At 44.6% G+C, this 26,141-nt stretch carries 23 protein-coding genes and 1 tRNA gene; 18 read left to right on the top strand and 6 right to left on the bottom strand.

Annotated features, from left to right (window positions below; genetic code table 11):
* The first annotated feature begins 141 nt into the window (after positions 1–141).
* Positions 142–825, top strand: a complete 684-nt coding sequence (gene folE, locus AMBT_RS19355; protein WP_013786348.1) for a GTP cyclohydrolase I FolE — start codon at positions 142–144, stop codon at positions 823–825.
* Positions 826–904: 79 nt separating this feature from the next.
* Here the strand turns inward: folE and AMBT_RS19350 are convergent, their stop codons facing one another.
* The 3 genes from AMBT_RS19350 to AMBT_RS19340 all read right to left on the bottom strand — a co-directional run bounded on the left by AMBT_RS19350 (position 905) and on the right by AMBT_RS19340 (position 2,999).
* Positions 905–1,093, bottom strand: coding sequence for a CPXCG motif-containing cysteine-rich protein (locus tag AMBT_RS19350; protein ID WP_013786347.1), 189 nt, complete (start codon positions 1,091–1,093; stop codon positions 905–907).
* Between the two features lie 522 nt (positions 1,094–1,615).
* Complete coding sequence (gloA2, locus tag AMBT_RS19345) at positions 1,616–1,999, bottom strand: SMU1112c/YaeR family gloxylase I-like metalloprotein (RefSeq protein ID WP_013786346.1); 384 nt, start codon at positions 1,997–1,999, stop codon at positions 1,616–1,618.
* Positions 2,000–2,048: 49 nt separating this feature from the next.
* Positions 2,049–2,999: an aldo/keto reductase gene (locus tag AMBT_RS19340; protein WP_013786345.1), complete on the bottom strand. Its 951-nt coding sequence runs from the start codon at positions 2,997–2,999 to the stop codon at positions 2,049–2,051.
* Between the two features lie 179 nt (positions 3,000–3,178).
* On the opposite strand from AMBT_RS19340, the gene AMBT_RS19335 reads away from it, so the two are divergent.
* From AMBT_RS19335 to AMBT_RS19315, 5 genes are all read left to right on the top strand, one after another.
* The gene (locus tag AMBT_RS19335; RefSeq protein ID WP_193352911.1) at positions 3,179–3,676 is read left to right on the top strand and encodes a lipocalin family protein; all 498 of its coding nucleotides are present in this window, start codon (positions 3,179–3,181) and stop codon (positions 3,674–3,676) included.
* An 84-nt stretch (positions 3,677–3,760) separates the two neighbouring features.
* The gene (locus AMBT_RS19330; RefSeq protein WP_013786343.1) at positions 3,761–4,318 is read left to right on the top strand and encodes a PhnA domain-containing protein; all 558 of its coding nucleotides are present in this window, start codon (positions 3,761–3,763) and stop codon (positions 4,316–4,318) included.
* A gap of 28 nt (positions 4,319–4,346) precedes the next feature.
* Positions 4,347–5,405 (top strand): dihydroorotase, encoded by a 1,059-nt coding sequence (pyrC, locus tag AMBT_RS19325; protein ID WP_013786342.1) that lies wholly within the window; start codon positions 4,347–4,349, stop codon positions 5,403–5,405.
* Between the two features lie 33 nt (positions 5,406–5,438).
* On the top strand, positions 5,439–6,821 hold the full coding sequence (dbpA, locus tag AMBT_RS19320; RefSeq protein ID WP_013786341.1) for an ATP-dependent RNA helicase DbpA: 1,383 nt from the start codon (positions 5,439–5,441) through the stop codon (positions 6,819–6,821).
* A gap of 89 nt (positions 6,822–6,910) precedes the next feature.
* A complete protein-coding gene (locus AMBT_RS19315; protein ID WP_013786340.1) occupies positions 6,911–7,312 on the top strand; it encodes an ACT domain-containing protein in 402 nt (133 codons plus the stop codon).
* Positions 7,313–7,465: 153 nt separating this feature from the next.
* Here the strand turns inward: AMBT_RS19315 and AMBT_RS19310 are convergent, their stop codons facing one another.
* Positions 7,466–9,526 (bottom strand): M13 family metallopeptidase, encoded by a 2,061-nt coding sequence (locus tag AMBT_RS19310; RefSeq protein WP_013786339.1) that lies wholly within the window; start codon positions 9,524–9,526, stop codon positions 7,466–7,468.
* 18 nt (positions 9,527–9,544) lie between these two features.
* A complete protein-coding gene (locus tag AMBT_RS22510; protein WP_013786338.1) occupies positions 9,545–9,772 on the bottom strand; it encodes a hypothetical protein in 228 nt (75 codons plus the stop codon).
* A gap of 135 nt (positions 9,773–9,907) precedes the next feature.
* Between AMBT_RS22510 and AMBT_RS19305 the strand changes: the two genes are divergently transcribed.
* The 5 genes from AMBT_RS19305 (at position 9,908) to nusG (ending at position 13,727) form a co-directional block, all read left to right on the top strand.
* Positions 9,908–10,522 (top strand): RraA family protein, encoded by a 615-nt coding sequence (locus tag AMBT_RS19305; protein WP_013786337.1) that lies wholly within the window; start codon positions 9,908–9,910, stop codon positions 10,520–10,522.
* Positions 10,523–10,610: 88 nt separating this feature from the next.
* Entirely contained in the window at positions 10,611–12,452 is a 1,842-nt protein-coding gene (locus AMBT_RS19300; RefSeq protein WP_013786336.1) for an ABC transporter ATP-binding protein, read from the top strand.
* 210 nt (positions 12,453–12,662) lie between these two features.
* Positions 12,663–12,739: transfer RNA gene (locus tag AMBT_RS19295), tRNA-Trp, on the top strand.
* A gap of 58 nt (positions 12,740–12,797) precedes the next feature.
* Positions 12,798–13,175, top strand: coding sequence for a preprotein translocase subunit SecE (gene secE / locus AMBT_RS19290; protein WP_013786335.1), 378 nt, complete (start codon positions 12,798–12,800; stop codon positions 13,173–13,175).
* 3 nt (positions 13,176–13,178) lie between these two features.
* Complete coding sequence (nusG, locus tag AMBT_RS19285) at positions 13,179–13,727, top strand: transcription termination/antitermination protein NusG (RefSeq protein WP_013786334.1); 549 nt, start codon at positions 13,179–13,181, stop codon at positions 13,725–13,727.
* Between the two features lie 330 nt (positions 13,728–14,057).
* Here the strand turns inward: nusG and AMBT_RS22630 are convergent, their stop codons facing one another.
* Positions 14,058–14,198, bottom strand: a complete 141-nt coding sequence (locus AMBT_RS22630; RefSeq protein WP_013786333.1) for a hypothetical protein — start codon at positions 14,196–14,198, stop codon at positions 14,058–14,060.
* 247 nt (positions 14,199–14,445) lie between these two features.
* On the opposite strand from AMBT_RS22630, the gene rplK reads away from it, so the two are divergent.
* The 7 genes from rplK to rpsL all read left to right on the top strand — a co-directional run bounded on the left by rplK (position 14,446) and on the right by rpsL (position 26,110).
* Entirely contained in the window at positions 14,446–14,874 is a 429-nt protein-coding gene (gene rplK, locus AMBT_RS19280) for a 50S ribosomal protein L11 (protein WP_013786332.1), read from the top strand.
* Between the two features lie 4 nt (positions 14,875–14,878).
* Positions 14,879–15,574 (top strand): 50S ribosomal protein L1, encoded by a 696-nt coding sequence (gene rplA, locus AMBT_RS19275; protein WP_013786331.1) that lies wholly within the window; start codon positions 14,879–14,881, stop codon positions 15,572–15,574.
* A gap of 302 nt (positions 15,575–15,876) precedes the next feature.
* The gene (gene rplJ, locus AMBT_RS19270; RefSeq protein WP_013786330.1) at positions 15,877–16,395 is read left to right on the top strand and encodes a 50S ribosomal protein L10; all 519 of its coding nucleotides are present in this window, start codon (positions 15,877–15,879) and stop codon (positions 16,393–16,395) included.
* A gap of 59 nt (positions 16,396–16,454) precedes the next feature.
* Complete coding sequence (gene rplL, locus AMBT_RS19265) at positions 16,455–16,829, top strand: 50S ribosomal protein L7/L12 (protein WP_013786329.1); 375 nt, start codon at positions 16,455–16,457, stop codon at positions 16,827–16,829.
* Between the two features lie 322 nt (positions 16,830–17,151).
* Positions 17,152–21,180 (top strand): DNA-directed RNA polymerase subunit beta, encoded by a 4,029-nt coding sequence (gene rpoB, locus AMBT_RS19260; RefSeq protein WP_013786328.1) that lies wholly within the window; start codon positions 17,152–17,154, stop codon positions 21,178–21,180.
* Between the two features lie 81 nt (positions 21,181–21,261).
* Positions 21,262–25,428, top strand: a complete 4,167-nt coding sequence (gene rpoC / locus AMBT_RS19255; protein ID WP_013786327.1) for a DNA-directed RNA polymerase subunit beta' — start codon at positions 21,262–21,264, stop codon at positions 25,426–25,428.
* A gap of 307 nt (positions 25,429–25,735) precedes the next feature.
* Positions 25,736–26,110: a 30S ribosomal protein S12 gene (gene rpsL, locus AMBT_RS19250; RefSeq protein WP_013786326.1), complete on the top strand. Its 375-nt coding sequence runs from the start codon at positions 25,736–25,738 to the stop codon at positions 26,108–26,110.
* The last annotated feature ends 31 nt before the right edge of the window (positions 26,111–26,141 follow it).

Raw genomic sequence — 26,141 nt, 5'->3', positions numbered from 1 at the left:
TATATGCCTTGGCCGTAATCATGCTATTCAGTAGTCTTGCGTTGGCTTTCAGGCGGTATTGTCATTTGCATCTTGGTATCAAGTTAGCCTTAATCGTGTCGATTACGTTTAAGGGTAAAGAAGTATTTACGGATAGGGTTAATGTTAGCAAAAGAAGCGGTCATTGTGCGTGATGCACTAGAGCCATCAATTTCTGAATCGGCACAACGTGTTAGAGCAGCGCTTGAAGAAAAAGGGCTGGAAACACCTATGGTGGCGAACGGTTTGTCCGACGAGCAAAAACGTCAGAAGATTGAAATTGCAATGCGTGATGTGATGAATACGCTTGGGCTCGATCTTAACGATGATAGTTTGCACGACACGCCAACCCGTATTGCGAAAATGTACGTGAACGAAGTGTTTGGCGGTTTGGATTATCGTAATTTTCCTAAAATAACCCAAATCGAAAATAAGATGCTTCTTGATCAGCCTGTTCAAGTGTCTGATATTAGTTTAACGAGTACGTGCGAACACCACTTTGTGACTATTGATGGCCTCGCTACCGTATCTTATATTCCTAACGATACTATTATCGGTTTGTCGAAATTAAACCGCTTAGTGAGTTTCTTTGCACAGCGCCCTCAAGTGCAAGAGCGGCTAACACAGCAAGTGCTAGTGGCCATTCAGACATTAGCCTCTACCGAAGATGTAGCGGTAAGCATTAATGCTACGCATTATTGTGTAAAAGCCAGAGGTATACGCGATACTAATTCGTACACGAAGACATCCGCGCTAGGTGGAAAATTCTTGTCCGATGTGGAATTGCGAAGAGCATTTTTTAGTTAATTACTTACGGAAAATGCTAACTGCTTTGGCCAATAAAAAACCGCTTTTAAAGCGGTTTTTTATTATGAATGGATTTTATTTATAGTTCGCTGATGACAAGGTTAATACGACCTTCTACCCCATTTGCTGCGGTAAGGCTTAAATTCTTTTTGCAACACCCACAAGTTTCAACTTGCTCTTGATACATATCGCGAATGGTGTCTTCAGAAAATTCATTGAAAGCGCCGCAATAGGGGCACATGTACTCTAGAGGTGTATCGGTCTTCATATGTTGTCCTTTTAAGCTTCATCCATATCCATATGGTGACTGCATATTTTAAGCTTCAGTGTTAAATGACAGAGTCTATTCGCACAGTAATACGATGCGTTTTAGCAAATCGATTACTCTTACTAAATTATAGTCGTAAATTATTAGGTTGCCTGTGCAATACGCCAAAATCACGCTAAGTTACGGCGGAGTAAAACAAAATAGATTTTCCGTTACTGGCTGCCAATAATAATAGGGGCTGAATGGGCGATTATTGCTCTAGCCAAAGCTGTTGAAAAGGGGCAAGCGAGATTCTTGCATCGCTGTGCATAACGCAACGCTATTTAGGATGGGTCAATCTTTTGAAATAAGTCGCAGAAGTGCATTTAAACTCGGTAAGCAAACAGCGTGATAAAGCAAACACGGTATGAGTTCGATGACTTCAGCGAAAATCTGCAGAAAGCGCAAACGATTAAGTTGAACGGTACGCTGTTACATTAAGATATGCACGAAAGACGACGCATTTGAACTGTTCATACAAAACTACATTTCATACAGCTCAAGCGGTAAACCGTCGGGGTCTGCGAAAAAGGTAAACCGTTTTCCTGTGTATTCATCTACACGAATGGGCTCGCACTCCACCTTATTTGCAGTTAAATGCGCAATCACCTCATCAATGTCATCTACCCTGAACGCCAAGTGACGCAACCCTTGCGCCTCGGGCCTTGATGGTCTAGCAGGTGCACCCGGGAATGAAAATAGTTCGAGTTGTCCGCCATCAGGTAAGGCTAAATCACACTTGTATGACTTTCTTGCTTCGCGATAATTTTCCGCAATAACGCTAAGACCAAGAATGTCAGTATAAAAATGTTTAGACACCGGGTAGTCGCTACAAATTAGCGCTACGTGATGAATTCCTTTTAACATAAATAAGCTCCGTTAAAACATGAAACCAGAATGTGGCATAGACCCTACCTTATGGCATTTCCTGGCCACGTGCAGTTTCTAACAACAAGTACCAATGTTCACGGCTAAGGTGAACCTTTAACGCTTTATGGCAGGCCTTTATACGTTCAATATTGGTGGTGCCAAGTACGGGCTGAATATTGGCAGGATGACGCATTAACCAAGCCAATACGATAGCTTCAGGACTAGTCTGGTATTCAGCGGCCAGAGAATTAACCAGCGCAGCCGTGGCAGCATCAGTATCGTTGTGGGTACTGGCACCCGTATACTTGCCTTGTGCCAAGCTGCCCCAAGCTTGAATTTGCACCTTGTTCATCATGCAATACTCAAGGGTACCTGGGGCATAACCAGAGTTACGGTTTGCTGGGCTATTGGTGGTAACACCGTCTTCTAACCAGTCTCGAAACGCTAAGCTCATTTCCAATTGGTTTGCCACAATTGGGCTTGAAAGCGCCGATTGTAGGTACGCCATTTGATGCCCATGCATGTTTGATACGCCAACGTGCTTTATTTTTCCTTGCTGCTGTAAGGAAGAGAGCGTGGTAGCCACTTCATCCAGTTCCATTAAGGGATCGGGGCGATGAAGCAGTAAAATATCAAGTTGCTCTATGTTCAAACGCTGCAAAATTCCTTCTACCGAAAATTCAATCCATTTTGCAGAGAAATCGTAGCGCTTTGGTCCTAAATCATCTTCGAACCGTATCGCACACTTAGATTGCAAAATCATGCGCTCTTTCAGCGAAGGGTTTTCTTTTAGAACCTTACCAAACACGGTTTCAGCTTTGCCAAAGGTATAGATGTCCGCATGATCGAACACATTAATATCAAGAGCCAATGCTTGTTCTATTACCTGGTGTGCTTGTAACACATGTTCTTTCGTTGCTGATTCGTTGTTCCAGCCACCACCAAGGCCCATGCAGCCATAAACAAGTCTGCTTGCGTCTGGGAAATAGTTTTGCATCTTATACTCCAAATAAATGTGCAACTGCGTTGGCAGTCACGATAACGTGCTATTTTGTTAAAGTAAGCCATATATAGATGAAGCTAGGGGATTAGTCGATGTTTAACACATTGAATACGTATGAAGGTATTTTTCGCCGATTGTTTAGCCAGCATAGTAAAAAATGGTTCAGTGTGGCCATGTTATTTACTTTGGTGGGATGTACTTCAGTACCAGATGGCGTCAAGCCGGTGGAAGGATTTGAGTTAGACCGTTATTTAGGGCAGTGGTACGAGGTAGCGCGCTACGATCACAGTTTTGAAGAGGGGCTATCCAATGTTACGGCTACCTACGCTATGCGTGACGATGGTGGCGTAAAGGTTATCAACCGAGGTTACTCGCAAGAAGAAGCAAAGTGGGATGAGGCCGAAGGTAAAGCTTATTTTGTATCGACTGCCGATACGGCGCATTTAAAAGTATCATTCTTTGGTCCTTTCTATGCCAGTTATGTGGTGATGGCATTAGACAAAGAAGACTATCAATATGCCATGATAACAGGGCCTGATAGAGATTATTTGTGGATCTTAGCGAGAGAAAAATCCTTACCTCAAGAAACTATCGACGCCCTCTTAGCCCAAGCTACACAAAGCGGCTACGATACCAGTAAATTGATTTGGGTGTCTCACGACACGCCTTAACCATGTTTAGCAGGCGTTTTTGCCAGCCCCTATTTAGCCGAATTGTGGTATACTTTGCGGCAAAATATCGTAGGGACATTTGCTGTGCTTCAAGAAGCTGTTTTCAATCGAGCGGATAACGCTTGCGAGTTGTGTAAGAACACCGAAAATTTAGACGTTTACATGGTACCTGAGTCGCCAGACGAAACTGCTGGCTGCGCGGTACTTACTTGCCAAACCTGCCGCATGCAACTTAACAGTGAAGCCGACATAGACACCAACCACTGGCGTTGTCTTAACGACGCCATGTGGTCACCCACACCCGCCGTTCAAGTGGTGGCTTATCGTATGCTTAATAAAATAAGCGGCGAAAGCTGGGCACAAGATTTGTTAGACATGGCCTATTTAGAAGACGATGTTAAGCAGTGGGCTGAAGCGGGACTTATCGAGCAGGAAGCTACGCTTGATTGTAACGGTACTGCGCTGCAAGCTGGCGATAATGTGCACCTAGTTAAAGACCTTACTGTGAAAGGGGCTAACTTCACAGCGAAGCGCGGCACACCAGTAAGAGGCATTAGCCTAAGCGATAACCCTTTGCATATTGAAGGTAAAGTGAATGGTACCCGCATTGTTATTATTGCGGCATATACAAAAAAATCTTAATTGGTCTTAAAGAAGAGAGCTTTCGGTTATGCAAACGCTAACGATTAGAACCCCCGATGATTGGCACTTACATTTTCGTGACAACGAAATGTTAGCAGAAACTGTTCCCGCTACAGCCCGTTGTTTTCAGCGCGCCATCGTAATGCCTAACTTGGTTCCACCTGTGGTGAATGCAAGTATGGCGGTAGCTTACAAACAGCGGATAGAAGCGGCTCGTCCTACGGGTAGCAGCTTTGAACCTCTAATGACTCTCTTTTTGACTAACACCACATCAGTCCAAGATATTGCTGATGCGAAGGCTGCTGGCGTAACAGCGTGCAAGCTATACCCAGCTGGCGCAACCACCAATTCAGATGCTGCTGTAAAAGGTATCGAGGCGTTATACCCTGTTTTTGAAGCCATGGAGGCTCACGGGCTATTACTACTTATCCATGGTGAAGTTACCGAATCGCATATTGATATCTTCGACCGTGAAAAAGTGTTCATCGATACGCATTTGTCACCTATCGTGGCGGCTTTTCCGAACTTAAAAGTAGTGTTTGAGCATATTACTACCGCAGACGCAGCAGCTTTTGTGGTAGATGCTAGCGCCAACGTGGGCGCGACAATTACGCCGCAGCATTTATTGTTAAATCGCAATGATTTACTGGTTGGTGGCGTTCGACCACACAATTACTGCCTACCTGTATTAAAGCGAAATACACATCAAAAAGCGCTGCAAAATGTGGTAGCCAGCGGCAATACTAAATTCTTCTTAGGTACCGATTCAGCACCTCATGCCAAACACAAAAAAGAGAACGCGTGTGGTTGTGCTGGTTGCTATAGCGCATGGTCTGCCATCGAGTTTTATGCTGAAGTGTTCGAGCAGTTGGGCGCATTAGACAAGCTAGAAGGGTTCGCCAGTAACTACGGCGCAGACTTTTACGGACTACCAAGAAACAACACAACAATGACGTTAGTAAAAGAAGCGTGGACAGTACCTGAACAGGTCACGTTGGCTGATGGTACTGATATGGTGCCTTTCTATGCAGGGCAGACGCTTCAATGGAAACTACAAGATACTTTCCAAACGCGCTCGGCTGACTAACGCTACGTATATGCATCTTTGGAAAAAACAGAAATGACAATTGAAACAATAAAGCAGTTGGAAATAAATCCAGCGATTACAAAAGCGTTAGATGCACAAGGTATTTTTACCTTATCGCCCATTCAAGCACAGTCTTTACCTCATGCATTAGCGGGAAGCGATGTTATCGGGCAAGCGCAAACAGGCAGTGGTAAAACGCTTTGCTTCGTAATACCGGCGCTTGAAAAGATTGACCCTACATTATTTGCTACTCAAGTACTGGTATTGTGCCCTACGCGAGAGTTGGCAGACCAAGTGGCCGTGCAGTATAGAAATGCCGCAAAGCAAATTGGTAATATTAAAGTGATGACCATCTGCGGCGGTCAACCTATGGGGCCACAGATTCAGTCGCTTAAACATGGCGCTCATGTTGTAGTGGGTACACCAGGGCGTGTAATGGAGCACGTAGAGAAACGCAGGCTGATGCTCAAAGATGTACGTTTACGCGTGCTTGATGAAGCCGACCGCATGCTAGATATGGGCTTTGAAGATGACTTGAAAGTCATTTTTTCGCCAATGAAGAAGGGCGTACAAACCTTACTATTTTCTGCTACCTATACAGAAGAAATTGAGCGTATTGCCGATCAGTATTTAACCGAACCTGTAATTTGTAAAGTTGAAAGTGATGAGTCGAACAAACCGTCGATTACTCAAATCGGTTACAACGTACTTCCGCACACACGAATACAAACGCTCAAAGCAATTCTGACCGATTCTCAGCCTAAAACAGCTATCGTGTTTTGTAACCGCCGAGTACAGGTGACTGAAGTGGTCGCGTCGTTACTTGAAGATGGCTTTAGTGCTGCAGGTTTACAGGGCGAAATGGAGCAGTACGAGCGTACGGCAGTTCTTAACCAGTTTGCTAGTGATGCACTACAAGTACTGGTTGCTACCGATGTAGCTGCACGTGGGCTTGATATTGATGATATTCCGTGTGTGATCAACTACACCGTGAGCGAAGAGCCGGAAACGCATATTCACCGTATTGGGCGTACTGCTCGTGCGGGCGCTGAAGGGACAGCAATAACGTTAGTGGGCGACGAGGAAGAGCATTTCTTGCGTAAAATTGAAGTGCTTCAAGGCACTGATATTCCGCTAAAAGGCGCACAAGGCTTACGTTTCCATAAAAACCGCATCATCGAACCTGAATTTAGCTGTATTTCACTGAGTGCGGGTAAAAAGCAAAAGCTTCGTCCTGGTGACTTAGTTGGTGCGCTGACTAAAGATGCAGGCATACCAGGTGATGATGTAGGTAAAATTGCTGTGCAAAATAGCCAAAGCTTTATTGCGGTTAAATTGCGTAGTGTAAAGCGTGCTATGAATCACTTCCGTGAAGGCAAGATTAAAGGCAAACGTGTGAGAGCACGTAAGTTATAGGTGATATCACCTATAACAGCCCAAGCGTATTGCACAATAGCTACGATAGTATATTTCACGAGTTGGATAGGCAAAGTAAAGGCGGTTAGATGTCAGGCGAAACAGATTTAAGTACTTTATTACAAACACTACAGCCAGAGCTAAGCGCTGAAGCGTTTGTATTTGTGAGCGTGCCTTACGCTGTTTCGCCAACTCAATTGGCCAATGCATTAATGGTGTATAAAGAAGATGAAGGTACAACTCTTATTCTTGAATCATCTTTTGCAAGTAACGAAGGATTTGCAGTAGATAGCACCTTTAAGCGTATTACATGTAATGTCCATTCAAGCTTAGATGCAGTAGGTATGACCGCAGTAATGTCCGCTGCACTTACGAAGGCTAATATTAGCGCGAATGTGGTAGCCGGTTATTATCATGACCATATTTTCGTTCCGGCTGGCCGAGCCGACGAAGCTATTACTGTATTGCTGGAATTGGCCAACCCTTCATAAGTCTCACGCATTCTGTTTAAAGTACATAAACGTGGCTAGCGAATAGAGGCTATCAATTTCCGTACGGTTTAAGCGCGATTCGCATATTTAATGCAGATATAAAAAAGGCGACAATGAAATTGCCGCCTCTTCAATAACACTAACAAATATCTATTACCAAATTTTTACGCGCTCTTCTGGCGGTAAATACAAATCATTTTCCTCGGTAACATCAAACGCCTCGTAAAATTCAGGAACGTTGCGCAGTGCACCGTTAGTACGGAATTTGGTTGGAGAGTGGGTGTCGGTCTGAATTTGGTTGCGTAAGGCTTCATCACGATACTTGCTCGCCCATACTTGGCCGTAACCAATAAATACGCGCTGATCGCCAGTGTAACCGTCAATAACAGGGGCTTCTTCACCCTCTAAGGTTAAGTGATAGGCTTTAAGCGCAATACTAATGCCGCCCAAGTCGCCAATGTTTTCACCCAGAGTATATTCACCATTAACGAAGAGTTCTGGCAGGGCTTCGAATTCATTGAATTGCTCGACAAGTTTCGCCGTTCTCGCCTCAAATTCCTGACGGTCAGTATCAGTCCACCAGTTGCGTAACGCGCCATCACCATCAAACGTCGAACCTGCATCATCAAAACCATGACCAATTTCGTGTCCGATAACGGCACCAATACCACCGTAGTTTACCGCGTCTTCAGCATTCATATCGAAAAATGGCGGTTGAAGTATAGCTGCTGGGAAAACAATTTCATTCGCCGTTGGGTTATAGTAAGCATTAACGGTTTGAGGCGTCATACCCCACTCATGCTTCCATACTGGACCGCCTTGTTTCTTAAGCATTTCTTCGTAGGCAACATCGGCTGAACGCTTTAAGTTGCCAAATAAATCGCTGCCTTTCACTACCAGCTGAGAATAGTCTTTCCACGTATTGGGGTAACCAATTTTAACCGTGAATTTAGACAGCTTATCTAACGCCTGCTCACGGGTTTCATCTGTCATCCAATCTAGCTTTTCAATACTGTCTTTGTAGGCAAGCAAAAGATTACTCACCATGTCGGTCATACGCTCTTTGGCTTCAGGCGGGAAGTATTGTTTCACGTAAACTTTACCGATAACTTCGCCAACATGCGCATTAGAAAGGCTAACAGCCCTGCGCCAGCGTGGCTCAGGCTCTTCGACACCGCGAAGTGTTTTGCTGTAAAAATTGAAGTTAGCGGTGTCGAAATCTTCACTTAAACGGCTGGCTGAGGCATTAAGTAAGCCCCATTTTAGGAATACCTTCCAATCTTCCAAAGAGGTTTCAGTGATGAACGTATCCATTTGCTTCATGAAATCAGTTTGTAAAAACACAAGGCTGTCTACGTCGTTTAATTCCATTTCATTAAGAAAAAGTGACCACGGGAAGTTAGGCATAAGAGTGCTTAGGTCTGACACAGGCACTTTATTGTAGTTAGCCGCCCAATTACGTACTTCTTCTTTCTTCATATGAAGCTCGGCAATACGGCTTTCCATATCAAACAGCATTTGTGCGTTATCTGAAGGCGCATCAAATTCAGCGAGGGTAAACATAGTTTCAATATGTTTAACGTAGGCATCGCGAATTTCTTGTGATTTGGCGTCGTCTTTAAAGTAGTAATCGCGCTCAGGCAGACCAAGGCCAGACTGCCATGTATAAATCATATAAGATTCTGGCGATTTGAAATCTGCATTTTGGCCAACGTTGAATGGGGTCACATAGCCGTACCGAATGGCATAGGCAAAGTATGCCGCTAATTCATCGTAATTTGTGATAGCTTCAATTTTTTCAATGTCGGCATTAATTGGGCTTATACCCAACTCATTAAGCGTATCCGTATCCATGTAAGCACGATAGAAGTCGCCCACTTTTTGTTCATCGGTGCCATCTGCAAAGTCGCCTTCGGCAGAACTTTTAATAATCTTCATCACATGATCTTGAGATTCATCACGCAAAATGGTGAAAGCGCCATAACTCGATTTATCGGCTGGGATCTCAAGGTTATCCACCCACGTGCCATTCACGTATTGGAAGAAGTCGTTGCCTGGGTCGGCCGTTAAATCCATGTTTTCTTTGTTCACGCCAGACTTTAATTCTTTTTGTTGCGTTGCCGCGGTTGGCGCTTGGCTTTCAGGTTGTGTATTTTGTGGGCTACATGCAGTGAGTGCTAATGCAACGCTTAAGCTAACTACGCTTTTCAACATTGATTGTAATTCCTATTTTTATAAGCTGGTGTGAACCAAGTCGTGATTAAATTGTGTCGTTAAGTTCATGTCTCGTTGGCTGAATACTGACTTATGCTCTCTATTGCCTTTTGGTAATGCAATGTGGAGCGCTGGCGAATGTATGATGGTTAAAATCAGCGCTTTTAAAAAGTCGTCGCCTTCATAAATCATAGACTTAAAATTAAGGCACGAAAGGCAGTATTCTCTTACGTTAATATTTATCACGCTCCTTCCATTAGAAAAAGCACTTATAGTGAAAATACATAGCTTGTAACAACTTCTGTGTCTAATTTCGATATATTGACTACATTGGGCAGGCAAAATCACCTTTGCACTTCACTTAATATTGAAGGAATTAACATGATTCAATTCGATACCGTGTCACCTTGCGAGTACGCCGACGCATTGCCTCGCAAGCAGTTTATGGATTATAAAATTAAGCCATTGTGGCAACCGATCCCCCGCATTGCTGGGCCTGCTTTTACAGTAAAATGCGAGGCAGGAGATCACCTTATGCTTCATGCGGCCATTTATCGTGCTAATGCTGGCGATATCATCGTGGTTGAGGCGGATGATAAATTCGCGGTGGCGGGCGGTAATGTGTGTGCAATTGCTAAGGCTAGAGGTATTAAAGGGTTTGTTATTGACGGTGTCATAAGAGACTTGGCTGAAACCCGAGAAAATCAATTCCCTGTCTTTGCTCGCGGTGTAATTCCTAAGCCGGGCGCTAAAAAGTGTATATCACCCCTTAATCAGCCTATTCAATGTGGTGGCGTAACAGTGAATGCCGGTGACATTATTGTGGCTGACGAGGAAGGTATTGTGGTAATTCCGCAAGCACAAGCACAAGAAGCATTTGATATAGCCTTTGCCCGTGGTGAGAAAGATGCAGCCATGACACTTGAGCAGTGGCAAGCGCAACATAGTGAAAAGGTAGAGAGCATTCTGACAAACTTAGGCTACAAAGATGAGTAACCCGATGTTTTAAACCCGAGCATTGAACATATCGTGTAGAATGACGTAATTAAACGCAGTTGATGTAGAACGACACGAGTTTTGTTGCATGTTTTCATTTTTTGAACGATTAACACAGCCTTTCCCTGAAGCCCCACCAGGGCAACCTCCAACAGGTATTGTTGCCTTTTGTAAGTATTACACCCAAGGAATGTGGGGTGTTATTGCCACCGTTTCTATTTTAAGTGCCATTGTTGCGGTGCTAGAAGTGGCGCTGTTCGGTTTCTTGGGCCAATTGGTAGATTGGTTTTCAGAACAAAACCGAGAAACTTTTTTAGCCGAGCAAAAATGGACCTTAATTGGCATGGCCGTTACCGTGCTAGTGCTGATTCCAGGCTTTATACTGTTACGTTCATTGTTTTCACGCCAGTCGCTTATGGGAAATTTCCCCATGCGTATTCGCTGGCAAGCCCACCGCTATTTACTCGGCCAAAGCTTAACCTTTTTCCACGATGAATTTGCGGGTCGCGTGGCTACAAAAGTCATGCAAACCGCGCTATCTGTCCGTGAAACTGTAACCAAAGTCCTCGATTTGCTGGTGTACATTAGCGTCTACTTTATTTCTATGGTGGTACTGGTTTTCAGTACCGATTGGCGCTTAGCGGTGCCGCTTGTGGTGTGGTTTTTTGTGTACATGTTCATCTTGCGCATGCTGGTACCCAAGCTTAAACAAGTGTCACAAAAGCAGGCCGATGCGCGCTCTATGATGACGGGTCGAATTGTAGATAGTTACACTAATATCACGACCGTAAAGTTATTTTCTCATAGCCGCCGGGAAGCTGACTACGCCAGAGAAAGCATGGATGGCTTCTTAAAAACTGTGTACCCACAAATGCGTTTAGTAACGGTATTAGAGTTTTGTGTAGAAATGTCGAATGCCATATTGGTGTTCACCATTGGCGCACTGTCTGTGTATTTATGGATGGAAAATTTGGCCACACCAGGCGATATTGCCATTGCGATTAGTTTGTCTCTTCGCCTAAATGGAATGTCGCATTGGATCATGTGGGAAGTATCGGGCCTGTTTGAAAACCTAGGCACGGTGCAAGACGGTATGAATACGCTAGCCCAACCTATCGCAGTGAAAGATAAGCCTAAAGCCACAGCGCTAAGTGTGCAGGGTGGTGGTATTAAGTTTGATAACGTGGACTTTGCCTACGCGGGAGCCGATAACCAACCCATCGACGTATTTTCTAGCTTAGAGCTCGCTATTCATCCGGGCGAAAAAGTGGGCTTGGTAGGACGTTCAGGTTCGGGTAAATCCACATTAGTTAATTTGCTGATGCGGTTTTACGATACCCAATCGGGGCGCATCATTATTGATGGGCAAGATATAACCCAAGTTGGACAAGAAACCTTGCGAGCTAAAATTAGCATGGTGACACAAGATACCTCGCTTATGCACAGGTCAGTACGTGACAACATTCTTTACGGGCGTACCAACGCCAGCGAAGAAGAAATGATAAACGCCGCCAAGCTATCAGAAGCTCATGAGTTTATTCTTACCCTTACTGACAGCCAAGGAAGAACTGGCTACGACGCCCATGTGGGAGAACGTGGTGTGAAGCTGTCCGGTGGCCAACGACAACGTATTGCAATCGCCCGGGTGTTATTGAAAGATGCACCTGTACTAATTTTAGATGAAGCCACTTCTGCCTTAGACTCAGAAGCTGAAGCCGCTATTCAAGCAAGTCTAGATAAAGTGATGGAAGGCAAAACCGTATTGGCTATCGCGCATAGGCTTTCAACGATTGCGCAAATGGACCGATTACTAGTGTTAGAAAAAGGCCAGATAGTAGAGCAGGGAACTCACGCTGAATTAATTGCACATAATGGTATTTACGCCAAGTTATGGGCACATCAAACAGGCGGCTTTATTGGCGTGGAATAGTTTTTCACTGAGATAACAAGTTTAACGGCACAGTAAGTTGTAGAACAACTTGCACTGAGGGTAATACCTTAAACATGGTTAACAAAAACCTTGTGCCGCTTGTTATCTTGAGTATAATACGCCTCCCTCCCTTGCGATACCGCACTTTCCATTGAAATGACGCTGAATTCCCAAGGGTAGTGTAAGTAAAATTTGTGAGTTAAACACCACAGGGGTGTAGTTCGAATTGGTAGAACAGCGGTCTCCAAAACCGATGGTTGGGGGTTCGAGTCCCTCCACCCCTGCCAAATTACAAGTTCGCGTATTAGCGCGAGCAAAACGACGCTGTAGTGCTAGGATCGTGACATGAGCGAAAAGACGGAAAATCAGTCCAATGCATTGGACATGTTTAAATGGGTAGTGGTATTTGCCCTACTTGCTGGATTGGTTACGGCCAACACAGTGTTCGGTGAAATTTCAGTATTATACCGTGCAGTTACCGCAGTAGTGGTAGTGATTATTGCTGGTTTTATTGCAGCATCAACGGTTAAAGGCAGCACTTTCCTTAGCTTTGCTAAAGAGTCGCGCACTGAAGTTCGCAAAGTAGTATGGCCGACCCGTCAAGAAGCAAACCAAACTACTATCATCGTACTAGCGGCTACGTTGGTAATGGCATTAATCCTTTGGGGATTAGACGGCATTATCGTTCGTGTTGTTGGATACATTACTGGAATAGGAGCATAACGTATGTCTGAAGAAGAAATTAAAAAAAGATGGTACGTAGTACAAGCATATTCTCAGTACGAAGGCCGCGTTCAAAAAACGCTACTTGAATATATCAAGATGCACGGCATGGAAGAGCACTTCGGTCAGATTCTAGTTCCGACTGAAGAAGTTGTTGAAATGCGTGCTGGCCAAAAGCGTAAATCTGAGCGTAAATTCTACCCAGGTTACGTATTGGTAGAAATGGCAATGAACGAAGAATCTTGGCACTTAGTGAAAAGCGTTCCTCGTGTACTTGGTTTCATCGGTGGTACTTCTGACCGCCCAATGCCAATTACCCAAAAAGAAGCAGACGCCATTCTTAACCGTCTTGAAGAGTCAGTTGATAAGCCTAAGCCGAAGACATTGTTCGAGCCAGGCGAAGTGGTTCGCGTTACAGACGGTCCATTTGCAGACTTCAATGGTGTGGTAGAAGAAGTAGACTACGAAAAGAGCCGCGTAAAAGTGTCGGTACTTATCTTCGGTCGTTCTACACCGGTAGATTTAGAATTCGGACAGGTAGAAAAAGGCTAGGTCTTTTTATCTACCTCTAAGTTCATAAAAAAGCCCCTTAATAGGGGCTTTTTTGTATGAGGAGCTTTTGTGTTATTCAGATAGTAATGGGTGAAACATCATTACTTCTTTTTTTGTAAAAAACAGATTGTTAATTCACCCACACAAACACGCTCAAAAAAGCAAAAAATGAAAATAGAAATTGCAGAATTAGGCTCGTGTTTTGGGATATTTTATTGCTACTACTAAAAGAGTCCCAAAATCCGACATTCAAAGCGCGCTTTAAAATGAAGTTGACTATGATAAGGCAAATCATCCAGACTAGAAATTTAGTGGCATGTTCCATTTTTTTTATTCATCTGTTGTCGCTGCATCTTCGGCGTCTGAAAGTACGTTGACAATTGCACCTGAAGCCACACCCCCTCCAACTCCCCACAACGCTCCAGACACTTGGGACACTTCTTCTTTGTTTAATTCGATTAGTTCTCTCATAGTATTAAATAAGCCTTATTTGTTAAAATTAAGGCTTAGTGCAACTTACACCAAAGCCGAGTTAATTTTGACAACCCTGAATATTTAATAAAACTGGCCATGAGATCGTTTTTTAGTCACATTTATGCTTGCATACCATTTGAACACCTTATATAATGCGCGCCCTTTTAAACGGAAACGGGAAGCCGATTGAGCAGGTAATCTCTGTACTTGCAAGGCGCTATACCCAAACAAGAGAGCATTTAAAATGGCTAAAAAAGTAAGCGGTATTATTAAGCTTCAGGTTGCAGCAGGCGCTGCTAACCCAAGTCCACCAGTTGGTCCTGCACTAGGTCAACACGGTGTGAACATCATGGAATTCTGTAAAGCGTTTAACGCAAAAACAGATAGCCTTGAGAAAGGTGCTCCGGTACCTGTAGAAATTACGGTTTATGAAGATCGTTCTTTCACATTCGAAACTAAGACTCCTCCTGCGTCTTACCTGCTTAAGAAAGCAGCGGGCATCAAGAGCGGTTCTGGCCGTCCTAACACTGAAAAAGTGGGTACTGTTACTCGCGCTCAGTTGGAAGAAATCGCCAAAACTAAAGAACCAGACTTAACTGCAGCTGACCTAGATGCAGCGGTTCGCACTATCGCGGGTTCTGCTCGCTCAATGGGCTTGAACGTAGAGGACTAATCGAATGGCTAAATTATCTAAACGCGCTCGCATTATCCGCGAAAAAACAGACGCGACTAAAGAATACGAAATCAACGAAGCAGTTGCTTTGCTTAAAGAATTAGCGACAGCTAAATTCGCTGAAAGCGTTGATGTTGCAGTAAACCTTGGTATCGACGCTAAGAAATCTGACCAAAACGTTCGTGGTGCTACTGTACTACCTAACGGTACTGGTAAAGACGTTCGCGTTGCAGTATTTACTCAAGGTGCTAACGCTGAAGCCGCTAAAGAAGCTGGTGCTGACATCGTTGGTATGGAAGACCTTGCTGAGCAAGTGAAGAAAGGCGAAATGAACTTTGACGTTGTTGTTGCCAGCCCAGACGCTATGCGTGTTGTTGGTCAACTAGGTCAAATCTTAGGTCCACGTGGCCTAATGCCTAACCCTAAAACGGGTACAGTAACGCCAGACGTTGCTACTGCTGTTAAGAACGCTAAAGCTGGTCAGGTTCGCTACCGTAACGATAAGAACGGTATCATCCATGCTAGCATTGGTAAGATTGCGTTCGAAACAAACCAAATTCAAGAGAACCTTGAAGCATTACTAGAAGCATTGAAGAAAGCTAAGCCTTCTTCTGCTAAAGGTACTTATATCCAGAAGATTAGCCTAAGCACCACTATGGGCGCTGGCGTATCTCTAGATAAAGCTTCAGTAGGTCTTTAATAGCCTGCCGAGGCAACTCGGCTTCTCTGTAAAGGTAATGGGTTGGAGTCGTCAATACAGCAGTGCTGATTGGCAACTCCCGTCCAAGACCGCAGGTGCGATGTGGTGATTGAGGTAAGAGAACTTTCACATTAAACATATCGCTTAATACAACAACCTGCGCAGACGGTGGTTTGACTCAGACTCTCTGGGGTAACAAACACCGTAGAGCGGTATCATCAATTATGTTGATATCAATCTGTGAACCCTGATGGCGTAAACAGGTAACTGTATACAAAGTCAGATACAAAGAGGTGAACTCAGTGGCACTAGGTTTAGCAGCAAAAAAAGAGATCGTAGCAGAAGTTTCTGAAGTTGCGTCTCGCGCTCTATCCGTTGCCGTCGCTGAATACCGTGGGATGGAAGTTGCAGAACTGACTGACCTTCGCGTAAAAGCTCGTGAGCAAGGCGTATACCTTAAGGTTATACGTAACACTCTAGCTAAGCGTGCATTGGCAGACAGTAAATTTGCAGACTTAGATAGCGCCCTTACTGGTCCTCTTATCTACGGCTTCTCAGTTGAGGCACCTGGTGGTGCAGCACGTCTTTTCAAAGACTTTGCGAAGCAAAACGATAAGTTGAACGTAACAGCTCTATCTATTGGTAGTGGTCTTCTTGGTCCAGATAAATTGGACGCAGTTGCTTCACTTCCTACTCGCGACGAAGCGCTTGCAAAACTTCTTGCAACCTTCAAAGCACCGGTTGGGAAATTCGTTCGAACTATCAACGAAGTACCTACCAAGTTTGTGCGCGTATTGGCGGCGATCAAAGACGAGAAGTAATTCCCGTTTTTGGCATATTGATTTTTTTAACATTTTAAAAACCCAGGAGTTTAGACCACATGGCTCTAACTAAAGAAGATATCTTAAACGCGATTGCTGAAATGCCAGTTATGGAATTGGTTGAGCTTATCGAAGCAGCTGAAGAAAAATTCGGTGTTGACGCATCTGCAGCAGTAGCTGTAGCTGGTCCAGCAGCGGGCGAAGCAGCAGCAGTTGAAGAAAAGACTGAGTTTGACGTTGTAATGACTTCATTCGGCGCAAACAAAGTTGCAGTAATCAAAGCAGTTCGCGCAGCGACTGGCCTAGGTCTTAAAGAAGCTAAAGAAGTAGTTGAATCTGCTCCTAAAGCTATCAAAGAAGGCGTAAGCAAAGAAGAAGCTGAAGAACTTAAAGCACAGCTAACTGAAGCTGGCGCTGAAGTTGAAGTTAAGTAATCTATTTGTTTAGATTATTTGCCTGAGACGGCAAGGCTGGTGGTTTTTTAAACCACCAGCCTTTTTGCGCTGTACAGTGTGTAGATTCTAACCCTTGACTACACTACTAAATGCGCACCTCGGAAATTACACATAAAAGCATAAAACCAACAAGTTAACTAATAATTGGTTAAATTTTGTTGTATGCTGTGGAATTGCCCCGAAAAAGGGTTGTGGAAGTTTGTTGCTTATGCGCAATTCAACACGAAGCTCATAGCTTGAAGCACTCGTCGCGATGCATAATGCAGCAGGTTGGGTCATAAATCAGCAGGCTGAGGAACCCATGGTTTACTCTTATAGCGAAAAGAAACGTATCCGTAAGGATTTTGGCAAACGCCCACAGGTATTGGAAATTCCATACCTTCTTTCAATTCAGCTTGATTCTTTCAAAAAGTTTATTGAGATCGACGCCGATGCTCAATACGGCTTGGAAGCAGCATTTCGTTCCGTTTTTCCGATAAAAAGCTACTCAGGTAACTCGGAGCTTCAATATGTTAGCTACCGTTTGGGAGAGCCAGTATTCGACGTTAAAGAATGTCAAATTCGTGGCGTCACATTCTCTGCTCCATTAAGAGTAAAACTACGGTTAGTATTGTTTGATAAAGACGCTGCGCCAGGTACCGTAAAAGACATTAAAGAACAAGAAGTGTACATGGGCGAAATCCCATTGATGACTCAGAACGGTACGTTCGTTATCAATGGTACAGAGCGTGTTATCGTGTCACAGCTACACCGTTCACCTGGTGTGTTCTTCGATCACGATAAAGGCAAAACTCACTCGTCAGGTAAAGTGCTTTATAATGCACGTGTAATTCCTTACCGTGGTTCTTGGCTTGACTTCGAGTTCGATCCAAAAGATAACCTGTTTGTTCGTATTGACCGTCGTCGTAAGTTGCCAGCAACAATCATCTTACGCGCGCTTGAAATGACATCAGAAGAAATCTTGGATACGTTCTTCGAGAAAGTCAGTGTACGTATCGATAAAGACAAGTTAATGATGGAAGTGGTGCCAGATCGTCTTCGTGGCGAAACTGCAGCATTCGATATCATTGACGGTGAAGGTAATGTTGTTGTTGAAACCGGTCGTCGTGTATCTGCACGTCATACCCGTGCGCTTGAAAAAGCGGGTTTATCTGAACTTGAAGTTCCAGCAGATTACCTAATTGGTCGCGTATTCGCGGCAACGTACGTAAATGAAGATACTGGCGAAGTTATCGTTAGCGCTAACGAAGAGTTAACGCTTGAGAACTTAGCGGCACTAAGCCAAGCTGGTATTAAAGAGTTCGAAACTTTGTACATAAATGAATTGGACCATGGTTCATACATTTCTGACACATTGCGTATCGACTCTTCAACAAACCGCCTAGAAGCGCTTGTTGAAATTTACCGCATGATGCGTCCTGGTGAGCCACCAACAAAAGACGCAGCAGAAACCTTATTCCAAAACCTTTTCTTCTCAGATGAGCGTTATGACCTATCTTCTGTAGGTCGTATGAAGTTCAACCGCCGTTTAGGCCGTGAAGAATTGATTGGTTCAGGCACCCTAGATAAAGACGATATTGTTTCAGTAATGAAGCAACTTATCGAGATTCGTGACGGTAAAGACGAAGTGGACGATATCGACCACTTGGGTAACCGCCGTATCCGTTCTGTGGGTGAAATGGCTGAAAACCAATTCCGTGTTGGTTTAGTACGTGTTGAGCGTGCTGTTAAAGAGCGTCTAAGCTTAGGCGACCTTGATAGCATTATGCCGCAAGACCTTATTAACGCTAAGCCTATTTCGGCTGCGGTTAAAGAGTTCTTCGGTTCATCACAGCTTTCTCAGTTCATGGACCAAAACAACCCGTTATCAGAAGTAACGCATAAGCGTCGTATTTCTGCATTAGGCCCGGGCGGTCTTACGCGTGAGCGTGCAGGCTTCGAAGTACGTGACGTACACCCTACGCACTACGGTCGTCTGTGTCCTATCGAGACGCCTGAAGGTCCAAACATCGGTTTGATCAACTCATTGGCAAGCTTCGCGCGTACCAATGACTTTGGTTTCCTTGAAACGCCGTTCCGTCGCATTGTTGATGGTGTGGTAAGTGAAGAAATCGATTACTTGTCTGCAATTGAAGAAGGTCAATTCGCAATTGCACAGGCAAACATTGTTTTAACCGCAAACGGTGAGCTAGTAGACGACCTTATTCCATGTCGTCACCGTGGTGAAACCACCTTGATGCCGAAAGAAGACATCAAGTACATGGACGTTTCTCCACAGCAAATCGTTTCAATCGCTGCGAGTATCATTCCGTTCCTAGAACACGATGATGCTAACCGCGCATTGATGGGTGCGAACATGCAACGTCAGGCTGTACCTACATTACGTGCTGATAAGCCGCTTGTTGGTACCGGTATGGAAAGAACCATTGCTGTTGACTCAGGTGTTACTGTAGTTGCTAAGCGTGGTGGTAGAGTTGACTATGTTGACGCTAGCCGTATCGTTATAAAAGTAGAAGAAGATGAAATGCTTCCTGGTGAAGCAGGTATCGACATCTACAACCTGACTAAATACACACGTTCTAACCAGAACACCTGTATCAATCAGCGTCCTACTTGTAGTGTAGGCGACCCGATTGTTGCTGGCGATGTATTGGCAGACGGTCCATCTACTGACTTGGGCGATCTTGCGCTTGGTCAGAACATGCGTATCGCGTTCATGCCTTGGAATGGTTATAACTTTGAGGATTCAATCCTTATCTCTGAGCGTGTAGCTCAGGAAGACCGTTTCACCACTATCCACATTCAAGAACTAAGCTGTATTGCTCGTGATACTAAGCTTGGGCCAGAAGAGATTTCTTCTGATATTCCGAATGTTGGCGAATCTGCACTAAGCAAGCTTGATGAATCAGGTGTTGTTTACATTGGTGCGGAAGTGAAAGGCGGCGACATTCTGGTAGGTAAAGTAACACCTAAAGGTGAAACTCAACTTACGCCAGAAGAAAAACTATTAAGAGCAATCTTCGGTGAAAAAGCGTCTGACGTAAAAGATACGTCACTACGTGTGCCTAACTCTGTTCACGGTACGGTTATCGACGTTCAAGTCTTTACCCGTGACGGCGTAGAGAAAGACAAACGTGCGCTTGAAATTGAAGACATGCAACTTCGTCAGGTTAAGAAAGACCTTACTGACGAATTTGAAATTCTTGCAGACGGTATCTTTGCTCGTGCACAAAACGCATTATTACGCTCTGGTGTTGAACAAGCTAAGCTTGACAGCCTACCGCGTGAGAAGTGGTTTGAAATTGCATTAAACGACGAAGACGTACAGCTTGAGATCGACCAAATTGCTGATCAGCACGCAGAAATCAAAGAAGACTTCGATAAGAAGTTTGAAACTAAGCGTCGCAAGATCACACAAGGCGATGACCTAGCACCTGGTGTCCTTAAGATTGTTAAGGTTTACCTAGCTGTTAAGCGTCACATCCAGCCTGGTGATAAAATGGCCGGTCGTCACGGTAACAAAGGTGTAATTTCAACGATTCAGCCTGTGGAAGACATGCCATATGATGCTAACGGTACGCCGGTAGACATCGTATTGAACCCACTAGGTGTACCATCGCGGATGAACATCGGTCAGATCCTAGAAACACATATGGGTATGGCTGCTCACGGTCTTGGTGTGAAAATCGATCGCATGCTAAAAGAGCATGAAGAGATGCAGAAGCTTCGTAATTTCTTGAAAGAAATTTATGAGCTTGGCGAAAATCACCAAGAAGTGGACATCGATAACTTCACCGACCACGAAATTACACGTCTTGCAAACAACCTACGTAAGGGTGTTCCAATTGCAACACCTGTATTCGACGGTGCACGTGAATCTGAAATTAAGGAAATGTTGAAGTTAGCTGACATTCCTGAAAGCGGTCAGATTTCGTTGTTCGACGGTCGTACTGGTCGCGAGTTTGAGCGTCCTGTTACGGTTGGTTACATGTACATGCTGAAACTGAACCACTTGGTTGACGACAAAATGCACGCTCGTTCAACTGGTTCGTACAGCCTTGTTACACAACAGCCGCTGGGTGGTAAAGCTCAGTTTGGTGGTCAGCGCTTCGGAGAGATGGAAGTGTGGGCCCTTGAAGCTTACGGTGCAGCATATACCCTTCAGGAAATGCTTACTGTTAAGTCGGATGATGTTAACGGCCGTACTAAGATGTACAAGAACATCGTCGATGGTGACCACAGAATGGAACCTGGCATGCCAGAGTCATTCAACGTATTACTTAAAGAAATCCGCTCGTTGGGTATCAACATCGAGTTGGAAGAGAAGTAACACGGCAATCGCCACGTTATGACAAGAGATGGCCCGGCGCTTGCGCCGGGTTCTAGAGACTGACTCCGCTGGGAGAGTAATGTGAAAGACTTATTAAAGTTTCTAAAGCAACAAAACAAGACTGAAGAATTCGATAATATTCGAATCGGTCTTGCTTCACCTGACATGATTCGTTCATGGTCTTTTGGTGAAGTTAAGAAGCCAGAAACAATTAACTACCGTACGTTCAAACCAGAACGTGACGGCCTGTTTTGTGCGCGTATTTTCGGACCAGTTAAAGACTACGAATGTCTTTGTGGTAAGTATAAGCGTCTGAAGCACCGTGGTGTTATCTGTGAAAAATGTGGTGTTGAAGTAACCCTAACTAAAGTACGTCGTGAGCGTATGGGTCACATTGAACTGGCAAGCCCAGTTGCACACATTTGGTTCCTTAAATCACTTCCGTCTCGTATCGGCTTAATGCTTGATATGACACTTCGTGATATTGAACGTGTACTATATTTTGAATCTTACGTAGTAACCGAGCCGGGTATGACTACCCTTGAGCGCAGCCAACTTCTTAACGAAGAAGATTACTTGGATGCACTTGAAGAGCACGGTGACGAGTTTGACGCAAAAATGGGTGCTGAAGCCGTATTTGACCTTTTAAAAGTGTTAGATGTAGATGCTGACGTAGCTTCAATGCGTGAAGAGTTGCCTTCAATCAACTCTGAAACTAAGCGTAAGAAAATCACCAAGCGTCTTAAGTTGCTTGAATCATTCCAACAGTCTGGCAACAAGCCAGAGTGGATGATCTTGACTGTACTTCCAGTACTTCCGCCGGACCTTCGTCCGTTGGTACCACTGGATGGTGGTCGATTTGCAACGTCTGACCTGAACGATTTATACCGTCGTGTTATCAACCGTAACAACCGTCTCAAGCGTCTTCTAGACCTTGCGGCGCCTGACATTATCGTACGTAACGAAAAACGTATGCTTCAGGAAGCGGTAGATGCATTACTAGATAACGGTCGTCGTGGTCGCGCTATCACAGGTTCTAACAAACGTCCTCTTAAATCACTTGCCGATATGATTAAAGGTAAGCAAGGTCGTTTCCGTCAGAACTTACTTGGTAAGCGTGTTGACTACTCTGGTCGTTCTGTAATTACCGTTGGTCCTACATTACGTCTTCACCAATGTGGTCTTCCTAAGAAAATGGCACTTGAGTTATTCAAGCCGTTTATCTATGGAAAACTTGAAGGTCGTGGTCTAGCAACAACTATCAAAGCAGCGAAGAAGCTGGTTGAACGTGAAGCACCAGAGGTATGGGACGTACTAGATGACGTTATCCGTGAACACCCTGTTATGCTTAACCGTGCACCAACACTTCACCGTTTGGGTATCCAGGCATTTGAACCAACCCTTATCGAAGGTAAAGCGATTCAGCTTCACCCACTAGTATGTGCGGCCTACAACGCCGATTTCGATGGTGACCAAATGGCTGTACACGTGCCGCTGACTATTGAAGCTCAGCTGGAAGCACGTGCGTTGATGATGTCGACCAACAACATTCTGTCACCTGCAAATGGTGAACCTATCATCGTTCCTTCACAGGACGTTGTATTAGGTCTTTATTACCTAACCCGTGACAAAGTGAACGGTTTGGGTGAGGCAATGGTATTTACCAGCCCGAATGAAGCAGAAAAAGCATACCGCACAGGTAACGCAGAACTTCACTCACGCGTTAAAGTACGTATCACTGAATACGACATTGACGAAGATGGTGTGAAGACTGAGAAAGTAACGCTAACAGATACTACTGTTGGTCGTGCAATTTTCTCATTGATGCTACCTAAAGGTTTGCCGTTTGAAATTATCAACCAGGCAATGGGCAAAAAGCAGATTTCACGTTTGCTTAACGCTTGTTACCGTACACTGGGTCTTAAAGACACAGTAATCGCTGCTGACCAAATCATGTATACCGGTTTCCACTACGCAATGATTGCGGGTGCATCTGTTGGTATCGATGACATGGTAATCCCAGCTGCGAAGAAAGATATTATCGACGCTGCAGAAGCGGAAGTTATCGAGATCCAGGAACAGTTCCAAAATGGTCTTGTAACCGCCGGTGAGCGCTACAACAAAGTTATCGATATCTGGTCAAATGCCAACGAAAAAGTTGCCAAGGCCATGATGGATAACCTTAAGACTGACATCGTAATTAACCGCGATGGCGAAGAAGAAGAGCAAACCTCATTTAACTCTGTTTATATGATGGCCGACTCTGGTGCTCGTGGTAGTGCCGCTCAGATTCGTCAGCTAGCGGGTATGCGTGGTCTGATGGCTAAGCCAGATGGCTCAATCATCGAAACGCCAATCACGGCTAACTTCCGTGAAGGTCTTAACGTACTTCAGTACTTCATCTCTACTCACGGTGCGCGTAAAGGTCTAGCCGATACAGCACTTAAGACTGCGAACTCGGGTTACCTAACTCGTCGTCTAGTAGATGTTGCACAAGATTTGGTTATTACTAACGACGACTGTGGCACCTTCGGTGGTGTTCAGATGACACCGCTAATTGAAGGTGGTGACGTTGTAGAACCACTTCGTGAGCGTGTACTAGGTCGTGTAGTTGCAGAAGATGTAGTTAAACCAGGTACTACAGAAGTATTGGTTGAGCGTAATGTGTTACTAGACGAAGCGCTAGTAGACATGCTTGAAGCTAACTCTGTTGACCAAATTCAAGTACGCTCGGTTATCACCTGTGATAACGACTTCGGTGTGTGTGCAAACTGTTATGGTCGTGACCTTGCTCGCGGACATATGGTTGGAAGCGGTGAGTCTGTGGGTGTTATTGCCGCACAGTCGATCGGTGAACCAGGTACACAGCTTACCATGCGTACGTTCCACATCGGTGGTGCGGCATCACGAGCTTCTGCTGAGAACAGCGTTCAGGTTAAAACTGCGGGTAGCCTTAAGCTACACAATGAAAAATCAGTACGTAACTCAGACGGCAAAGTGGTTATTGTTTCTCGTTCAACAGAACTTACTGTTATCGATGAACAAGGTCGTGAGAAAGAGCGCTATAAAGTACCTTACGGTGCTGTACTTAGCGTGGATGACGGTGCAACTATTGCAGCTGGCGACGTTGTTGCTAACTGGGATCCGCATAGTCACCCAATCGTAACTGAACGTGCAGCTAAGATTAGCTTTGCCGACATCGACGACTCTAACACCGAGATGCAACAAGACGAATTAACTGGTCTTACGCGTATCGTAGTTAAAGATCTTGCGAAGAGTAACTCTAAAGAACCTAAACTTATCCTAGAAAGTGATGAGTTCGGTCTTCAAGAGATTCGCCTGCCAAGCTTTACGACTATCGAAGCGAAAGAAGGTAAGGTTGCTAACGAAGGTGACGTGTTAGCACGTATACCTCAAGAAAGCTCGAAGACACGTGATATCACGGGTGGTCTACCTCGCGTAGCCGACTTGTTTGAAGCACGTAAGCCTAAAGAGCCAGCTATCCTTGCTGAAGTTTCAGGTACTATTGGTTTCGGTAAAGAAACCAAAGGTAAGAAACGTTTGGTTATCACGCCGCCAGAGGGTGATGCATACGAAGAGATGATTCCAAAATGGCGTCAGCTTAACGTGTTCGAAGGTGAGAAAGTGGAACGTGGTGAAGTTATTGCAGATGGCCCTGAGTCACCGCATGATATCTTGCGTCTACGTGGTATCTCTGCTGTAGCAAACTACATCGTGAACGAAGTTCAGGAAGTTTACCGTCTACAGGGTGTAAAAATTAACGATAAGCACATCGAAGTTGTTATTCGTCAGATGTTGCGTAAGTGCGTTATTACCCATTCAGGTGATACTCAGTTCCTTGAAGGCGAACAAGTTGAAGTGTCTAACGTGAAAGTGACCAACCGTGAAGTTGAAAAACACGGTAAGATTCCAGCGCAGTATGAAACACAACTGCTTGGTATCACTAAAGCGTCGCTATCTACTGAGTCATTCATCTCAGCTGCATCGTTCCAAGAAACAACACGTGTTCTTACCGAAGCTGCAGTTCAAGGTAAAGAAGATGACCTTCGCGGTCTGAAAGAAAACGTAATCGTGGGTCGATTGATTCCAGCGGGTACAGGTTTCGCTTACCATGAACGTCGTGCACAACGTCGTAAAGAAGAAATCGAAGAAATGTCAGTTTCTGCTGCTGATGCAGAACAGGCACTAACCGAAGCACTTAACGCCGGTGACGACTCAGCCGAATAAGGCATGATCGTAGGAGTACGTTAACGTACTCCTAACAAATTGGCATGTTAAGCTGACAGATTGCAGTTAAATGCCTGCTTAACCTTTGTACAGCTTGACACGCCGAGCTATGATCATTAATATTCCGCGACCCGATTTTGGATGACCTCTAAAAGGCAGAAGAAAATGGGCGCGGTTTTTTGTATCAGAGCTCAGTTAATGCTGACAAGCACAGTATTAACATTAAATGAGTGACGTTAGAAAAGTCGCTTTAATGGACCCAATCAGAGTGATTGGGTTTTTGTAGTTTTTAATCAGGAGCTAGTTAATGGCAACAGTTAACCAGTTAGTCCGCAAGCCGCGCAAAAAGCCCGTTGAAAAAAGCAACGTAGCTGCATTGCAAGCTTGTCCTCAAAGACGCGGTGTATGTACTCGTGTATATACTACTACGCCTAAGAAACCAAACTCTGCACTACGTAAAGTATGTCGTGTACGTCTAACTAACGGTTTTGAAGTTTCTTCATACATCGGTGGTGAAGGTCACAACCTACAAGAGCACAGTGTAGTACTTATCCGTGGTGGTCGTGTTAAAGATCTACCAGGTGTTCGTTATCACACAGTTCGCGGTACATTAGACTGCGCAGGTGTAAACGATCGTAAGCAAGCCCGTTCTAAGTACGGTGCGAAGAAGCCTAAGTCTTAACGGTTCTCCGTTAGTAAGGCCAAACTGAAGT

Origin of the sequence: Alteromonas naphthalenivorans (genome assembly GCF_000213655.1) — a bacterium.
Taxonomy (GTDB): Bacteria; Pseudomonadota; Gammaproteobacteria; order Enterobacterales; family Alteromonadaceae; genus Alteromonas; species Alteromonas naphthalenivorans.
Note: the sequence above shows the minus strand (reverse complement) of the source record. Positions and strands in the feature narration are given on the sequence as shown.

What these genes read in the sequence shown, in the direction of transcription:
- rpoB (WP_013786328.1), top strand. Translation starts at nt 17,152, where the DNA reads ATGGTTTACTCTTATAGCGAAAAGAAACGTATCCGTAAGGATTTTGGC.
- AMBT_RS19340 (WP_013786345.1), bottom strand. Translation starts at nt 2,999, where the DNA reads ATGCAAAACTATTTCCCAGACGCAAGCAGACTTGTTTATGGCTGCATG.
- rpsL (WP_013786326.1), top strand. Translation starts at nt 25,736, where the DNA reads ATGGCAACAGTTAACCAGTTAGTCCGCAAGCCGCGCAAAAAGCCCGTT.
- dbpA (WP_013786341.1), top strand. Translation starts at nt 5,439, where the DNA reads ATGACAATTGAAACAATAAAGCAGTTGGAAATAAATCCAGCGATTACA.
- AMBT_RS19305 (WP_013786337.1), top strand. Translation starts at nt 9,908, where the DNA reads ATGATTCAATTCGATACCGTGTCACCTTGCGAGTACGCCGACGCATTG.
- AMBT_RS19310 (WP_013786339.1), bottom strand. Translation starts at nt 9,526, where the DNA reads ATGTTGAAAAGCGTAGTTAGCTTAAGCGTTGCATTAGCACTCACTGCA.
- AMBT_RS22630 (WP_013786333.1), bottom strand. Translation starts at nt 14,198, where the DNA reads ATGAGAGAACTAATCGAATTAAACAAAGAAGAAGTGTCCCAAGTGTCT.
- gloA2 (WP_013786346.1), bottom strand. Translation starts at nt 1,999, where the DNA reads ATGTTAAAAGGAATTCATCACGTAGCGCTAATTTGTAGCGACTACCCG.
- nusG (WP_013786334.1), top strand. Translation starts at nt 13,179, where the DNA reads ATGTCTGAAGAAGAAATTAAAAAAAGATGGTACGTAGTACAAGCATAT.
- AMBT_RS19315 (WP_013786340.1), top strand. Translation starts at nt 6,911, where the DNA reads ATGTCAGGCGAAACAGATTTAAGTACTTTATTACAAACACTACAGCCA.
- pyrC (WP_013786342.1), top strand. Translation starts at nt 4,347, where the DNA reads ATGCAAACGCTAACGATTAGAACCCCCGATGATTGGCACTTACATTTT.
- AMBT_RS19335 (WP_193352911.1), top strand. Translation starts at nt 3,179, where the DNA reads ATGTTATTTACTTTGGTGGGATGTACTTCAGTACCAGATGGCGTCAAG.
- rplL (WP_013786329.1), top strand. Translation starts at nt 16,455, where the DNA reads ATGGCTCTAACTAAAGAAGATATCTTAAACGCGATTGCTGAAATGCCA.
- rplK (WP_013786332.1), top strand. Translation starts at nt 14,446, where the DNA reads ATGGCTAAAAAAGTAAGCGGTATTATTAAGCTTCAGGTTGCAGCAGGC.
- rplA (WP_013786331.1), top strand. Translation starts at nt 14,879, where the DNA reads ATGGCTAAATTATCTAAACGCGCTCGCATTATCCGCGAAAAAACAGAC.
- secE (WP_013786335.1), top strand. Translation starts at nt 12,798, where the DNA reads ATGAGCGAAAAGACGGAAAATCAGTCCAATGCATTGGACATGTTTAAA.
- folE (WP_013786348.1), top strand. Translation starts at nt 142, where the DNA reads ATGTTAGCAAAAGAAGCGGTCATTGTGCGTGATGCACTAGAGCCATCA.
- AMBT_RS19300 (WP_013786336.1), top strand. Translation starts at nt 10,611, where the DNA reads ATGTTTTCATTTTTTGAACGATTAACACAGCCTTTCCCTGAAGCCCCA.
- AMBT_RS19350 (WP_013786347.1), bottom strand. Translation starts at nt 1,093, where the DNA reads ATGAAGACCGATACACCTCTAGAGTACATGTGCCCCTATTGCGGCGCT.